This is a genomic window from Planomonospora alba, from assembly GCF_039534085.1.
Taxonomy (GTDB): domain Bacteria; phylum Actinomycetota; class Actinomycetes; order Streptosporangiales; family Streptosporangiaceae; genus Planomonospora_B; species Planomonospora_B alba.
This window is the reverse complement of sequence record NZ_BAAAUT010000052.1, coordinates 35,656-50,278: the sequence shown is the minus strand read 5'-3', so window position 1 is coordinate 50,278 and position 14,623 is coordinate 35,656. Positions and strand designations below refer to the sequence as shown.

Below are 14,623 nucleotides of genomic sequence, written 5' to 3'. Positions count from 1 at the left end.
CATGTGGGCCTCCCTGGCCCCCGCCCCCTGACCCCGCCCGTCCCCCCCGGTCCCCTCCCTCGACCCGTTTCCCCCGACCCCCCGGCTTCCGCGGGGGCCCGGGCCCCCGCGGCCCGCGGCTCCCGCGGGCCACGCCCCGGTCCCCGGTCCGCGGCGCCGCCCGACCGGCGCCGCGGACCCGGCACGGCCGGGGCGACCCGTCTCCGGCGCCGGGCCCCGCCCGGCCGCTTCCCCGACGTCTTCCCCGGCACCGCCGAGCCCCGAAGGAGCAACCCCATGGCCGGCCTCTCCCTCCAGGCGGCACGTCCCCCGAAACCGACCCACCTGCGGATCGCGGAGTCCGCCGTCTCCGGCGGGGCCCGCTTCGCCGACCTCGGCGCCTTCCACGCGTGGTTCTCCGCGACCGCCGAACGCACCCGCATGCGGGTGGAGCGCGTCCCGCTCGACCGGCTGGACGGGTGGCTGACCGACCCGGCGACCGGCAACCTCGTCCACCGGAGCGGGAGGTTCTTCTCCGTCGAGGGCGTCGAGGTGCGCGACCCGGACGGCCCCGTGCCCTCCTGGAGCCAGCCGATCATCCACCAGCCCGAGGTCGGCATCCTCGGCATCCTCGTCAAGGAGTTCGACGGCGTCCTGCACTGCCTGATGCAGGCCAAGAACGAGCCCGGCAACTGCAACGGCCTGCAGCTGTCGCCGACCGTGCAGGCCACGCGGAGCAACTACACCCAGGTCCACCGGGGCAGGCCCGTCCCCTACCTCGACTACTTCCGGGACACCTCCCGGCACTCGGTCCTCGCCGACGTGCGCCAGTCCGAGCAGGGCGCCTGGTTCTACCGCAAGCGCAACCGCAACATGATCGTGGAGGTCACCGAGGAGGTCGAGGAGCTCGACGGCTTCTGCTGGCTCTCCCTGGGCCAGCTGCACGAGCTGCTCACCGTGCCGGACCTGGTGAACATGGACGCCCGGACGGTGCTGTCGTGCCTGCCCTTCTCCGGTCCCGGCGCGGGTTCCGAGCCGCCCGCCGGGCCCGGCCACGCCTTCCGCGCCGCGCTCGCGCGCTCCTGCGACCCGGCCGCGGGCGCCCTGCACGGGACCGGGGAGGTGCTCAGCTGGATCACCGACGTGCGCAGCCTCACCGACCTGACCGCCGAGCGCGTCCCGCTCGACCGGGTGCGGGGCTGGCACCGTACCGGCGGGAGGATCACCCACGAGACGGGCCGGTTCTTCGACGTCGTCGGCGTCGGCGTCACCGCCGAGGGCCGCGAGGTCGGCGGCTGGATGCAGCCGGTGATCGAGCCGCACGGCACCGGGGTCATCGCGTTCATGGTCAAGCGGGTCGGCGGGGTGCTGCACGCGCTGGTGCACGCGCGCGCCGAGCCGGGCTCCTCCGACGTGGTGGAGCTGGCGCCGACCGTGCAGTGCACCCCGGAGAACTACGACCACCTGCCCGCCGGGGCCCGCCCGCCCCTGCTGGAGGAGGTGCTCGGGGCGGGGCCGGAGCGGATCAGGTTCGACACGGTCCTGTCCGAGGAGGGCGGGCGCTTCCTCAACGCCCGCAACCGCTATCTGATCGTCGAGACCGGCGAGGACGCCGATCCCGGCCTGCCCGGCTACCGCTGGCTGGCCGTCCACCAGCTCGGCGAGCTGCTGCGGCACAGCTACTACGTGAACGTGCAGGCACGCAGTCTCGTCGCGTGCCTGCACAGCCTGTCCACACCGCTCCCTACAGGGAGTCGAGCACCTCGCGCACCGCGCTGATCACCTTGTCCTGGACCCCGGGGTCCAGCGACGGGTACATCGGCAGCGAGAAGATCTCCTGGGCCAGCTCCTCGGTGACGGGGAGCCGGCCCTTCTCGTAGCCGAGGTGCGCGAAGCCCGTCATGGTGTGCACCGGCCACGGGTAGCTGATGTTCAGGTGGATGTCGTAGGCCTTGAGGGCCTCGATGATGTCGTCGCGGCGGGGGTGGCGCACCACGTAGACGTAGTAGACGTGGTCGTTGCCCTCGGCCAGGGCGGGCAGCACCAGGTCGGTGTCGCCCAGGCCCTCGGCGTAGCGCTCGGCCACCGCGCGCCGCCCGGCGATGTAGGAGTCGAGCCTGCGGAGCTTGCGGCGCAGGATCTCCGCGTGCACCTCGTCGAGCCGGCTGTTGTGGCCGGGCGTCTCGACGACGTAGTAGACCTTGTCCATGCCGTAGTAGCGCAGCCGGCGCAGGTTCTGCTCGACCTGGTCGTCGGAGGTGACCGTCGCGCCGCCGTCCCCGTAGGCGCCGAGCACCTTGGTCGGGTAGAAGGAGAAGGCCGCGGCCTTGCCCATCGTGCCGGCCAGCCGGCCGTGGTGGCGGGCGCCGTGCGCCTGCGCGCAGTCCTCGAAGATCGAAAGGCCGTGCTCGGCGGCGATCCGCTCCAGCGGGGCCATGTCGACGCACTGGCCGTACAGGTGGACCGGGAGGATGCACGTGGTGCGGGGCGTGATGGCCGCCTCCACCTGCTCGACGTCCATCAGGTAGTCCTCGCGGCGCACGTCCACGAAGACCGGGGTCGCACCGACGGCGTCGATCGCCAGCACGGTCGGCGCCGCGGTGTTCGAGACCGTGATCACCTCGTCGCCGGGCTTGACGCCGATCGCCTGCAGGCCGAGCTTGATGGCGTTGGTGCCGTTGTCGACGCCCACGCAGTGCGCCAGGCCGTGGTAGGCGGCGAACTCCTCCTCGAAGGCCCGCACGCTCTCACCGAGCACCAGCCGCCCCGAGGAGAAGACGGTCTCGACGGCGTCGAGAATGTCCTCGCGCTCTTTTTCGTACTCCCGCAGGTAGTCCCAGACAAGAGTGGCCATCACTATCCTTCCTCTGGATTCGCGATTCAACGGTATTTTTGCCCGGCACAGGCCCGCAACCCCTAGAAGAAGGGCCGTCACCCCGGAATCCGTACGGCTCTATTGAGTGCTCCCACCTGCGCGGATAGCGTTATTCACATTCCTAGAATGGGGGTATCCGGTAATGAAGGGAATCATCCTCGCCGGCGGCTCGGGAACCAGGCTCCATCCGATAACCCTGGCCGTCTCGAAACAGCTTCTCCCGGTCAACGACAAACCGATGATCTACTATCCGCTCTCGGTGCTCATGCTCGCCGGGGTCCGCGAGATCCTGGTCGTCTCGACGCCCGCGGACGTGCCGCACTTCCGGCGGCTGCTCGGGGACGGCTCCCGGCTCGGGCTCAGCATCGACTACGCCGAGCAGCCGGAGCCGGGCGGCATCGCGCAGGCGTTCCTCATCGGCGCCGACCACATCGGCGACGACACGGCGGCGCTGATCCTGGGCGACAACATCTTCCACGGGCAGGCCTTCTCCGAGGTGCTGGAGGAGAACTCCCGGGACGTGCGGGGCTGCGTGCTGTTCGGCTACGCCGTACGGGACCCCGAGCGCTACGGCGTGGGCGAGGTGGACGCCTCAGGCCGGCTGGTCTCCATCGAGGAGAAGCCCGCCCGTCCCCGCTCCAACCGCGCCATCACCGGCCTGTACTTCTACGACAACGACGTCGTCGACATCGCCAAGAACCTCCAGCCGTCCCCGCGCGGCGAGCTGGAGATCACCGACGTCAACCGGGTCTACCTGGAGCGCGGGCAGGCCAAGCTGGTCGACCTGGGCCGCGGCTTCGCCTGGCTGGACACCGGCACGCCGGAGTCGCTCCTGCAGGCCGGGCAGTACGTCCAGACCCTGGAGGAGCGCCAGGGCGTGCGCATCGCCTGCCTGGAGGAGGTGGCGCTGCGCATGGGCTTCATCGACGCCGAGGAGTGCTACCGGCTGGGCGCGGAGATCCCCAAGTCGAGCTACGGCCAGTACGTGATGAGCATCGCGAGCGGCTTCTGAAGCCCCGCACGGCCCCGGGGCCCGCACGGCCCCGGGGCCTTCGCGTGCCCGGACCCGGACCGGCGGCGCGCCCCGGCGCTTCCTCCCGCCCGGACCCGGACCGGCGGCGCGCCCGGGGGGTCTCGGCGCGCCCGGGCCGCGCGGCCCGCCCCGGGAGGATCACAGCGGCACGCCCCGGCCGGGAGCGGCCCGGCGGGGGCGTGCCGTGCGCGCGTCACTCCGCGGCGGCCGCCGCCTCGGCCGGGCGCGACCGGGTGGCCAGCCAGGTGGGCGCCAGGGTGGCGGCCACGGTCAGCAGCGTCGCGAAGGCGACCACCGCCAGGTAGATCCAGACCGGCCCCGACGGGAACGGGGTGTCGTCGACCGCGATGCTGAACGGCACCAGGCTGATCAGCGAGGCGACCGTGCCGAGCAGGATGCCGATCCCCGCCACCAGGCCGGCTTCGAGCGCCATCATCCGCATCACCTGCGCCCGGGTCGAGCCGGTCAGCCGCTGCAGGCCGAACTCCCTGCGGCGCCGCGCGGTCGCCATCACCTGGGTGTTGACCATCGAGATCGCCGTGTAGGCCAGGACCATGCCGACGAGCAGGTAGTTCACCCACGCCTGCGTCCGCTGCTGCTCGGCGTGGGTCGCGGTGAGCGCGTCGCGGTCGGCCACGACCACGCCCTCCTGCCCCTCGGCCAGCCGGCCCAGCGCCGCCATCAGCGCGTCCGCGCCGACGCCGTCGGCCGCCCTGACCAGGATCTGCGGGGCCAGGCCCGCCGTGGTGTGCGGGGCCAGCAGGTCGGCCGGGACCAGGAACTTCTCCGAGCCCGTCCGGGTCTCGAAGAGCGCGACCACCTTGAGGTCCACCGCCGACCGGTCGCCCAGCCGCACGGTGACCGTGTCGCCGATGCCGACGCCGCCGCCGATGGCCCGCGCGTGGTCGGCCTCCAGCGCGACGGTCTTCCCGCGCAGGTCGCCGAAGGAGCCCTCGGAGGGGGTGAGCGCGATGGTGCGCGCCACGCCCTCGGCGGTGACGCCCTGGATCGGCCAGCCCTCCTCCCGCTGCCAGCCGTCGTGCGGCTTCTCCACGTACCCGGTGCTGGTCACCAGCTCGGTGGCGCCGCCCTGGCCCACCTCGGGCAGCTCCCGGACCTTCGCCAGCAGCCCGGGGGCCAGCCCCCCGGTGGCCGAGGTGACGACGGCGTCGGCCCGCAGGCTCTCGGTGTAGGCCCGCTCGGTCGCGCTGACCTGCGTCGTCTGCATGTACAGGTTGGCGGTGGCCATCCCGGTGGCGAGCATGACGGGCAGGACCGCGGCCGACATGCGGGTGGTGCGGGCGCGCGCGTTGAGCAGCGCCAGGTAGCCGGGCGTGCCGGACAGCGACAGCAGCGGGCGGCCGAGCAGCTCGGTCAGCGCCTTGGTCAGGGCGGGGGCCAGCAGCGCCAGGCCGAGCGCCCAGACGAGCACCGCCGGACCCGCCGTGCTGGAAGTCAGCGGGCCGCTCATGATGAACACGGTCACCCCGGCCAGCGACAGGCCGCCGACGAAGCAGATCACCGCGGGGATCCAGCGGCCCGGCCCCGGCCTGCGGTACGGCTGCAGGGCCGACTCGGCCAGCGCCTCGGTCGGCTTGGTCGCCGCCGCGCGCCGCGCCGTGACCAGCGCCGCCGTGAACGCGGTGAGCAGGGAGACGCCGGCGCCGACGAGGACCGGGAGCAGCCCCTGGCGGAACACCACCACCTCCGGGACCACGCCGGCCGCCACGAGCCGGTCGAACAGCCACCCGCCCAGCAGGAAACCGGGCACGATCCCGGCCAGCGTGGCCAGGGTGGAGACCGCCATCGCCTCGCCGATGACCATCCGGCGGACCTGGCCGGGGGTCGTGCCGATCGCCCGCAGCAGCGCCATCTCCCGCTGGCGCTGCTGCACCGACAGGCCCAGGGTGCTCGCCACCACGAACATCGCGACCATGATGCCCATCGCGCCGAACACGGCGGCCAGCACGATGAGGTTCTCGGAGCTGGTGAGCGCCGCCGGGAACTCGGCGAGCCCGCGGTCGTCCCCGATCAGCGTGACCGTGTTCTTCCCGCGCAGCGCCGCGTCGATCCGGGCCCGCAGTTCCTCCGCCCCGACGCCCGGCGCCGCGATCACGCCGATCGCGTCCGCCTTCCCGGCGAGCCCGGACAGCCGCTCGGCGTCCGCCGCTCCGAAGAACACCGCGGGCTCCGGGCCTGCCGCGGAACCGTCACCGGCTGCGGGCGCGGTGGCGATCCCGGTCACCCGGTAGGTCCCGATGACCCCCCGGACCGTGATCTCGATCTGGTCCCCGGTCTTCTTCCCGGACCGCCGCGCGGTCTCCGCGTCGAGCACGACGTCGCCCTCGGCCGCCGGGGCGGCGCCCTCGCGCAGGCCGTACGGCGCCAGCTCGGCCGAGGCCCACGGGTGGCCGGAGACCGGCCCGGCGTACCCGACCAGCAGGGCGGGGAACGACAGGTCCGGGATCGCCGCGGCCACGCCGGGCACCTTCGCGACCGTGCCCGCCAGGCCGGCGTCGAGCCGGACCCGCTCGGGCAGGGTGCCCCACTGCAGGTCCTCCTCCTCGTCGGCGGGGTCCGCCTTGGGCAGGGTGTAGACCTGGTCGCCGCCGACCACGACCGTGGCGGCGGCCAGCCGCTTCGGCGGCACGTCGAGGCGGATGCCCGTCTCCATCAGCGCGCCGCAGGCCGTGATGATCGCCGCCCCGAGGAGGACCGCGACGAAGCCGGCCAGGAAGGCGCTCCGCCGGAAGCGGAGGGTGCTCAGGGCCAGGCTCCACATCAGTAGCCACCCCCGGCCCGGGAGGGGGCCTGCCGCCGGGGCCGCTCGTCCCAGGCGCCCAGGTGGGTGAGGCGCTCGGCGACCGCCTCGGCGGTCGGGTTCGCGATCTCACCGACCAGCCGGCCGTCGGCCAGGAACACCACCCGGTCGGCGTAGGAGGCGGCCACCGGGTCGTGGGTGACCATCACCACGGTCTGGCCGGCCTCCTCCACCGCCTCCCGCAGCAGGGTCAGCACCTCCATCGCGGTGCGGGTGTCCAGTGCCCCGGTCGGCTCGTCACCGAAGATCACCGCGGGCTGGGTGACCAGCGCCCGGGCGATCGCCACCCGCTGCTGCTGGCCGCCGGACAGCTCGCTCGGCCGGTGGTCCACCCGGTCGCGCAGGCCCACCCGGGCGATCACCTCGGCCACGAACCCGGGGTCCGGCTCGCGGCCCCCCAGCTTCATCGGCAGCGTGACGTTCTGCAGCACGGTCAAGGCCGGCAGGAGGTTGAACGACTGGAAGATGAAGCCGATGCGCTCGCGCCGCAGCCTGGTCAGCGCGACCTCTCCCAGTCCCGTGATCTCTTCGCCGTCGAATACGATCGATCCCGAGGTCGGCCGGTCCAGGCCGGCCGCGCAGTGCAGGAAGGTGCTCTTGCCGGAGCCGGACGGTCCCATGACGGCGGTGAGGCTGCCGCTGCGGAACCCGATCGTGACGCCCGCGAGCGCCTCGACGGTCCCGCCGCCCCTGCCGTAGGTCTTGCGCACCGAATCCAGCCGGACGACCTCGGCGGACCGATCGACCCCACGCGGATTACGCTGTCGATTCATGCACAGCAGCATGAAACGCCGTCAGAGCGCCGGTCAATGAAAACAGGGGTGCCCGGACCCGTTTCAGGGGTCGCCGCGGACGGTCACCGGGCGGCGCCGTACGGCCTGGCCCGGGCGGCGCAGCCCGCGAGTAAGGGCAGGTAAGGGTGGAGAAAGAATATGCTTCCGAAATAGCGTTCGCAACAGCGGGACCACGAACAGAAGAAATGGCGGCCCCGGGGCGGGGAAATGTGGTCCGCGCGTTCGGCGCCCGTCCGTCCGGCGGCCGTCACGGAAGGCTGAGGACGGAGAAGAAATGAAGATACTGGTCACCGGCGGGGCCGGTTTCATCGGCTCCCACTACGTCCGGACCCTCGCCGCCGAGGGCCGGGCCGCCGTCACCGTCCTGGACAAGCTCACCTACGCCGGCAACCTCGCCAACCTCGACCCGGTGCTGGACCGGATCCGGTTCGTGCACGGCGACATCTGCGACGCGGACCTGGTCGGCCCGCTCGTCGCCGAGCACGACACCGTGGTGCACTTCGCCGCGGAGTCCCACGTCGACCGCTCCATCCTGAGCGCGGCCGAGTTCGTCCGCACCAACGTGGGCGGCACCCAGACGCTGCTGGACGCGGCGCTGCGCTCCGGGCTCGGCACCTTCGTGCACGTCTCCACCGACGAGGTGTACGGGTCCATCGCCGAGGGCTCCTGGCCGGAGACGGACCCGCTCCGCCCCAACTCCCCCTACGCCGCCTCCAAGGCCGCCGCCGACCTGCTCGCGCTCTCCTACCACCGCACCCACGGGCTGGACGTGCGGGTGACCCGCTGCTCCAACAACTACGGGCACCACCACTTCCCGGAGAAGGTCATCCCGCTGTTCATCACCAACCTGCTCGACGGGGTGAAGGTGCCGCTCTACGGGGACGGGCTCAACGTCCGCGACTGGCTGCACATCGACGACCACGTGCAGGGCATCGAGCTGGTACGGCAGGCGGGCCGGCCCGGCGAGGTCTACAACATCGGCGGCGGCACCGAGCTGAGCAACCGGGAGCTGACCGCCCGGCTGCTGGCCGCCTGCGGCGCCGGCTGGGACATGGTGGAGTTCGTCGAGGACCGCAAGGGCCACGACCGCCGCTACTCGGTCGACTGCAGCAAGATCATGGAGGAGCTGGGCTACCGTCCCCGCAAGGACTTCGACACCGGCCTGGCCGAGACCGTCGCCTGGTACCGCGAGAACCGGTCCTGGTGGGAGCCCCTCAAGCACCGCGCCACCCTCGTCCCCAGCGGGCGCTGACCGGAGCCCGCGAGACGTCCCGCCGCCGGACGGGCTCCGCCGCCCGGACGGGCTCCGTCCCCGGCCCGGGGCGGCGGACCCCGCGGACGGCCGAGCCCGGACCCCGCGGACGGCCGAGCCCGGACCCCGCGGACGGCGCCGCTCCGGCCGCGCCTGCTCGGCTCGGCCGGGGCGGCGCCTCCGGACCGGCTCAGCCCAGCCGGGCCAGTTCCTCCTCGGTCAGCACGAGCTCCGCGGCGGCCACCGAGTCGAGGATGGTCTCCGGGCGGCTGGCCCCGGGGATCGGGATCACGACCGGGCTCCTGGCGAGCTCCCAGGCGAGGCATACCTGCTGGGGCGAGACCCCCCGCGCCGCCGCCACCTCGGCGAACGGGCCGCCGAGGCCGCCCGCCGAGGAGATGCCGCCCAGCGGCGACCAGGGCAGGAACGCCACGCCCAGCTCGGCGCAGACGTCGATCTCCGGCTCGCTGCTGCGGAAGCGCGGCGAGTACTCGTTCTGCACGCTCACCAGCCGCCCGCCGAGGATCTCGTGGGCCGCCCTGATCTGGGACGGGTTCGCGTTCGAGATGCCCGCCATCCGGATCTTGCCCTCGTCGAGGAGGTCGCGCAGCGCGCCCATGGTCTCCTCGTACGGCACGTCCGGGTCGGGACGGTGGTGCTGGTAGAGCCCGATCGTCTCCACCCCGAGCGCCTTGAGCGACTGCTCGCACGCCTGCCGGAGGTAGTCGGGGCGCCCGTTCAGCCCCCAGCCCCCGTCGGGGGTGCGGGTGTGCCCGCCCTTGGTGGCGACCAGGACCCGGTCGCGATCGCCGGACCACAGCGCCAGGGCCCTGGCCACCAGTCGCTCGTTGTGCCCGACGTCGTCCGGGGACGGGGTGTACGCGTCGGCGGTGTCGATCAGGGTCACGCCGGCGTCGAGCGCGGCATGGACGGTCCTGATCGCCTGCTCCTCGGAGGGCATGTGCCCCGCCACCGACATGGGCATCGCGCCGAGCCCGACGGCGCCGACCTGGACGTCTCCGATCGTACGTGTCTTCATGGCGTCCATCCTGCGGGCTGGAGCGCACTCCAGGTCAAGCACCGCCCCCGCTCCGCGCGTCGGCCCGGACCACCGCCCGGACGGCCCACGGCAGCGCGTGGACGCCCGGGCGGCCGTCCGTCACGCCACGGCCGCTCAGCGGTAGTAGCCGTAGTGCTTGTGCTTGCCGTACTTGCCGTAGCCGCCGTACCCGTAGTTCTTGTACTTGCCGTAGCCGTAGTACTTCGGCTTGCCGTAACCGTAGTAGGGCTTGCCGTAGCCGTAGCCGTAGTAGGGCTTGCCGTAGCCGCCGTAGCCGTAGTCGTCGTAGTACTTGCCGTAGCCGTATCCGCTGTAGGGGTACGGGTGGCTGTCGTCGGCCACCGCACCGCTGTGACCGACGAGCCCGAGGGCCGCGACGGCGCCCACGACCACCGCGGCACGCCGGACCATAGTCGTGATCATGATGCCTGTCCCCCCTCCGCGGCCCGTGATCGGTGACCGCCACCGATCACCCGGGGAACGCCGCACGATCAGCCTCCGGGACCGGACACGGTCGACGCTCCAGGCTGAGAGCCGCTTCTTCAGCAAGCCTACGCGCGCCCGCCCCACCGGCCAGGGGACCCGGGTTTCAATAACGGCAAATCACCCTAAACACGTAAACCTTTGCGGCCGCTCAGGTCTCCAACATCCCGTACCGAGATCTTCGAGGAGAACAGCATCGTGAAGCACCGGGCCCTCGCCGCAGGCGCCGTACTCGCCGTGTCCACCGCCGTGCCCGCCGCGCTCGCCGTACCGGCGCATGCCGTACCCGCGCGGCCGTCCGCCCCCGCGCACGCGCCGGCGCGGACGGCGCCGGCGCCGCTGACCGGCAAGGGGGTCTACCTCGACTACGGCAGCGGTGTCCGGGTGGTCACGGACGGCGGGCGGACGATCTGGACCGACCGCTCCTTCTCCGGGCAGTTCTCCGTCTCCCCCGACGGCAGGAAGGTCGCCTGGATCGACGCCAAGGGCCGCCTGCACGTCTCCGGCCCGGCCGCCGGCGGGACCGCCGACAAGGTCGTCGCCGAGGGCGCCGCCTACGGCGGCCCCTGCATGACCCCCGCCTGGTCGGCCGACTCCCGGCGCGTCGCCTTCCCGCTGGCGGGCTCCTCCCCCCGCGCCGCCGTCGCCGTGGTCGGCGCCGGAGGGGGCGGACCGCGCAGGCTCGGCACGACGCCCGGCCTGTGCCACCTGACCTGGTCGGCCGACGGCCGGACCCTCGCCGGATACGCCGGGACCACCGAGGGCGTGTACGTCCTGGACACCGCCACCCGCACCGCCAGGCGGGTCCCCGGCGTCAAGCTGGCCAACCATGTGGCGAGCCTGTCCCCCGACGGCCGGCGCGTCGTGGTGAACGTGATCGGCCCGGCCGACGACGCCGGGGACGGCTCCTGGCCGACCGCCTTCACCCCGTCGGTCCACGACACCCGGACCGGGAAGAAGGTCGCCCTCCCGGTCGAGGGCAGGCTGCTCGGCGCCCAGTACCTGAAGGACGGCCGCCTGGTGGTCCGGGTCTCGGGCAGGCGGGCCAACACGCTGGTCGTCCTCGGCCCCGGCGGGGAGCGGCTGCAGACCCTGGCCGAGAAGCCCCGCAACCGCTCGCGCGCCCTGCTCCAGATCACCGGCTGAGCGGCACCCCCGGCCGCCGGGCGGTATCCGGGACGGCGATGACCGGCGATGCCGCCTCATTCACCACGCGGGAATGAGGTGGCATAGTCGGTGGCGGTGATCGGTGCCCGTGGTGGGGACCGGTCTGTTTCTCGTATCACGGGTCTCAGGAGAGGACGGGGGCGGCGTGGCCGACCGGATGGTGCCCAATCCGCTGCACGCCCGGTTGCGGGAGCTCCTCGCGGAGGTCGAGGAGCGGGGCCGGGAGGTCCGGCAGGCCTACCAGCGGCCGATCGAGGTGATGGGGTCGGGAGCGGTCTGGACGGGACCGGCCGCCGAGAAGTGGACCGGCGAGCTGCAGGAGCGGCACCACCGGCTGACGCTGCTGGCCCGGCGGGTGGCGGACGCGGTCGAGGAGGAACTGCGCCGCCGGCCCGCGATGGTGACCGAGGCCGAGGCCGAGGCGCTGCGCCGGACGATGGCGGGACGCCTGTGAACCGCCGGGACGGAGGATACGGCCGCAGGAGGCAGGACCGGGAGGCCGCGGCCGTGCCGACCGGGACCGCGGATGGCGGGACCGCAGGAGACGGGGCCGCGGGAGGCGGACTGAGCAGGGGGTCGCGGGAGGGGCGCGGCGGTGACGGGATCCGGTGAGTTCTGCGGGATCGACCCCGACCGGATGCGGGACCTCGCCACCTCGCTACGCGGCGCGGCGGACCGGCTGACGGAGATCGGTGAGGACCTGGGGAAGAAACTCCAGCAGTACGGCGTGCACGCCCCCGAGCTGCGGGAGATCGCCGACATCGCCGACTGGGGCCGCAGGCAGGTCTCCATGCTGCACGGCCGGGCCGAGCTGATCCAGGCCCTGGACGGGGGAGGCGACCCGGCGCTGAAGCCGGACGGCGGGCAGGGGCTCGTACGGCTCCCGGACGACCTGGAGGCCTTCGAGACCGCCCAAGCGCTGGCGCGGATGTACGGCAGCGACATCCTGGCCAACCACGGCGGCGAGCTCCAGGCCGCGCTCATCCACGACCACATCGGCAAGATCGAGGACCTGGCCGACAACCCCCAGGCCGCCGCCGCGTTCTTCGCCCTGCTCCCTGCAACGGTCCGCGACAGCCTGCCGAACCTCATCGCGAGCACCGGCAGCAAGACCGCCAAGCAGGACCTGGCCGCCTTCGGCAAGGCCCTCGGCGCGGCGCTGCGCGCCCCCACCCTCGTCCCGGCGTTCGCCAAGGTCCGCAGCGACCTGACCCGACCGGCCGGGAGCAAGGTGGCCGCGTGGAACCGCCTCGCCCTGCTCGCGGGCGCGAACGCCCCCGCCGGTGTGCGGAGCGCGGCGGCCCGCGCCCTCGTCCTGGACGACTTCGCCAAGAAACCCCGCCAGGACTGGCGCGCCGCGAGCCCCACCGAGACGAAGGCGTACGGCCTCCCGTCCGACCTGGTCGCGCTCGGGCTGGAGGTGCTGGCCGGGGACGGAAAGGCCGTGCGGGACGCGTTCGCCTCGATGGGCGGTAAGGACGTCACGCTGACCCGGCCCGAGAAGATGAAGCTCTTCCTCGACTACGCCAGGACGGCGGGCACCGGGGACGAGGTGGCCGACGCCTTCGGCCGGGCGATGGAATCGGGCACGGAGGCCGCGACCGAGCAACCTGGCAAGCACAGCCGGGAGGCGGCCGCCTTCGCCCTCGACCTGATGAGGACCGCAGGCTCCTTCGGCAGCGCCCTGCCGACCCCGGCCAAGGACTCCATGGGCGTGATCGCCGGCTCCTACGTCCACGAGCTGGTCTCGGGCGGCCGCTTCGACAGGGCCGAAAACCGCGCCTCCGGCATGGAGCCCCCCAAGCACTGGGAGCACTTCCCCGGAGTGACCCCCTCCTTCTACCTCAGCCCCGACGACACCTCCGCTTTCCTGAAGACCTTCGTTGGCGAGGACGAGACCGCCGACACGTTCAGCTCGGCGGTGGCGCGTTTCCGTCATGACACACTGATCGCCGCCGCCGGCCTGGACTCGAAAGGGAAAACCGATCACTTCGGCGACGTGTCCATCATGTTCGGCGATTTCGGCAGCGTCGCGTTCAAGAGCACGGTCGATGTGCTCGGCGAGGAGGATGCCGTCGCCGACGCGGCCCGCAACTTCACCAAGAACACCGCAGGCTTCCTCCTCGGCACGGTTCCCATCGCCGACGCGGTCGCCGACCTCGGATGGAATGTCGTCCAGTCGTATGTCTTCAGCTCTGCATCGGATGGCTGGGCCGCCAGCTTCGAGACGCAGGTCGAGGCGGTCAACAAGGAGCAGGCCGACCTCACCAAACGCCTGAAGTACGACATGGCATATCTCCTTCACAGTGGCGGTTACCCGGCGAGCGAACTCCCTAAGGAGCTTGTCAGCCCGACCACCGGTGGCCTCAAGACGTATGACGAACTCGTGGCCGAGGCCAAGCGCGAGGCCACAGGCGGAAAGAAGTGGGAGCAGATCCTTGAGGAGAAGCTGAATGTTTACAACGACTGGATGGACAGCAACGACAAGATCGACAAAAAGATCGAGCTATCGTCACGAGCCCAGAGCAGCGATCTAGCCAAAAACCTGTTGAAGAGCAAAGCCTAACGCCTGATCCCTCTCAACGCGGCAAGCAGGCGGTCTCCGCACGCAACCTCCAGGTAGGAGCATCCGGTGCCACATAAACGCGAACAACGACCCCCACGCTCTTCTTTCCGTTAATGAACCGCCCCTCCAACGCATCCGACTGGGCGGCACTTACCTCTATCTCATAATTCATAAGCTGAGCAAGAGTGTTCTTCATGACCTGTTCGGACTTATCCAGGTGAGAGTCCAGGCCCTCTTTCTCGGGTCGTTCGTTGTCAGCCGTCGCCCGTAGCACTCGCTTGAAATTCCCCCCATCACAGGGGATGTCCTCATCCGGACGCTGCAGTATGCGGAGCTTCATGAGCGGGTTCTTGAAGAGGTCGTCGGTCTCCAACCGCTGCGTGTCCTTCTGAAGCTCCGCCACCGCCTTCTCCAGTGAAGGCTCGGGCTCGGAGGTGCATCCCGACATCACCAGAACCGCCGCCAGGCCGAGGGCCAGGAACCGAGCGATGCGCATGTGATCCCTCCACGGGTCTGGAACCGGGACATACCGATCTTCACCCAATCGGATCTCTGCCGCCACGGTCTTTCCGCATCCGGTCGCCGGTGCCCGG

12 protein-coding genes are annotated in these 14,623 nt (G+C 72.0%); 6 read left to right on the top strand and 6 right to left on the bottom strand.

Annotated features, from left to right (window positions below):
- The first annotated feature begins 276 nt into the window (after window positions 1–276).
- Window positions 277–1,758, top strand: coding sequence for an NDP-hexose 2,3-dehydratase family protein (locus ABD823_RS26660; RefSeq protein WP_344864246.1), 1,482 nt, complete (start codon window positions 277–279; stop codon window positions 1,756–1,758).
- Here ABD823_RS26660 and ABD823_RS26655 read toward each other — a convergent pair.
- Entirely contained in the window at window positions 1,724–2,833 is a 1,110-nt protein-coding gene (locus ABD823_RS26655; protein WP_344864244.1) for a DegT/DnrJ/EryC1/StrS family aminotransferase, read from the bottom strand. The genes ABD823_RS26660 and ABD823_RS26655 overlap by 35 nt on opposite strands.
- Before the next feature lie 163 nt (window positions 2,834–2,996).
- On the opposite strand from ABD823_RS26655, the gene rfbA reads away from it, so the two are divergent.
- Window positions 2,997–3,866, top strand: coding sequence for a glucose-1-phosphate thymidylyltransferase RfbA (gene rfbA, locus ABD823_RS26650; protein ID WP_344864242.1), 870 nt, complete (start codon window positions 2,997–2,999; stop codon window positions 3,864–3,866).
- 214 nt (window positions 3,867–4,080) lie between these two features.
- On the opposite strand, the gene ABD823_RS26645 is transcribed toward rfbA, so the two are convergent.
- Window positions 4,081–6,669, bottom strand: a complete 2,589-nt coding sequence (locus ABD823_RS26645; RefSeq protein WP_344864240.1) for an FtsX-like permease family protein — start codon at window positions 6,667–6,669, stop codon at window positions 4,081–4,083.
- Window positions 6,669–7,481 (bottom strand): ABC transporter ATP-binding protein, encoded by an 813-nt coding sequence (locus ABD823_RS26640; RefSeq protein WP_344864238.1) that lies wholly within the window; start codon window positions 7,479–7,481, stop codon window positions 6,669–6,671. Before ABD823_RS26640 ends, ABD823_RS26645 begins: the two co-directional genes overlap by 1 nt.
- 295 nt (window positions 7,482–7,776) lie before the next feature.
- On the opposite strand from ABD823_RS26640, the gene rfbB reads away from it, so the two are divergent.
- Window positions 7,777–8,754 carry a dTDP-glucose 4,6-dehydratase gene (rfbB, locus tag ABD823_RS26635; protein WP_344864236.1) on the top strand — a complete coding sequence of 326 codons (978 nt, stop codon included), beginning with the start codon at window positions 7,777–7,779 and terminating at the stop codon, window positions 8,752–8,754.
- Window positions 8,755–8,944: 190 nt separating this feature from the next.
- Here the strand turns inward: rfbB and ABD823_RS26630 are convergent, their stop codons facing one another.
- Both ABD823_RS26630 and ABD823_RS26625 read right to left on the bottom strand, forming a co-directional pair.
- Window positions 8,945–9,793 carry an aldo/keto reductase gene (locus ABD823_RS26630; protein ID WP_344864234.1) on the bottom strand — a complete coding sequence of 283 codons (849 nt, stop codon included), beginning with the start codon at window positions 9,791–9,793 and terminating at the stop codon, window positions 8,945–8,947.
- Between the two features lie 135 nt (window positions 9,794–9,928).
- Window positions 9,929–10,237, bottom strand: a complete 309-nt coding sequence (locus ABD823_RS26625; protein ID WP_344864232.1) for a hypothetical protein — start codon at window positions 10,235–10,237, stop codon at window positions 9,929–9,931.
- A 258-nt stretch (window positions 10,238–10,495) separates the two neighbouring features.
- Between ABD823_RS26625 and ABD823_RS26620 the strand changes: the two genes are divergently transcribed.
- The 3 genes from ABD823_RS26620 (at window position 10,496) to ABD823_RS26610 (ending at window position 14,030) form a co-directional block, all read left to right on the top strand.
- The gene (locus tag ABD823_RS26620) at window positions 10,496–11,443 is read left to right on the top strand and encodes a hypothetical protein (protein WP_344864230.1); all 948 of its coding nucleotides are present in this window, start codon (window positions 10,496–10,498) and stop codon (window positions 11,441–11,443) included.
- Window positions 11,444–11,609: 166 nt separating this feature from the next.
- Complete coding sequence (locus ABD823_RS26615; protein ID WP_344864228.1) at window positions 11,610–11,918, top strand: hypothetical protein; 309 nt, start codon at window positions 11,610–11,612, stop codon at window positions 11,916–11,918.
- 141 nt (window positions 11,919–12,059) lie between these two features.
- Entirely contained in the window at window positions 12,060–14,030 is a 1,971-nt protein-coding gene (locus ABD823_RS26610) for a hypothetical protein (protein WP_344864226.1), read from the top strand.
- Between the two features lie 13 nt (window positions 14,031–14,043).
- Here the strand turns inward: ABD823_RS26610 and ABD823_RS26605 are convergent, their stop codons facing one another.
- The gene (locus ABD823_RS26605; RefSeq protein WP_344864224.1) at window positions 14,044–14,526 is read right to left on the bottom strand and encodes a hypothetical protein; all 483 of its coding nucleotides are present in this window, start codon (window positions 14,524–14,526) and stop codon (window positions 14,044–14,046) included.
- Window positions 14,527–14,623 lie beyond the last annotated feature (97 nt).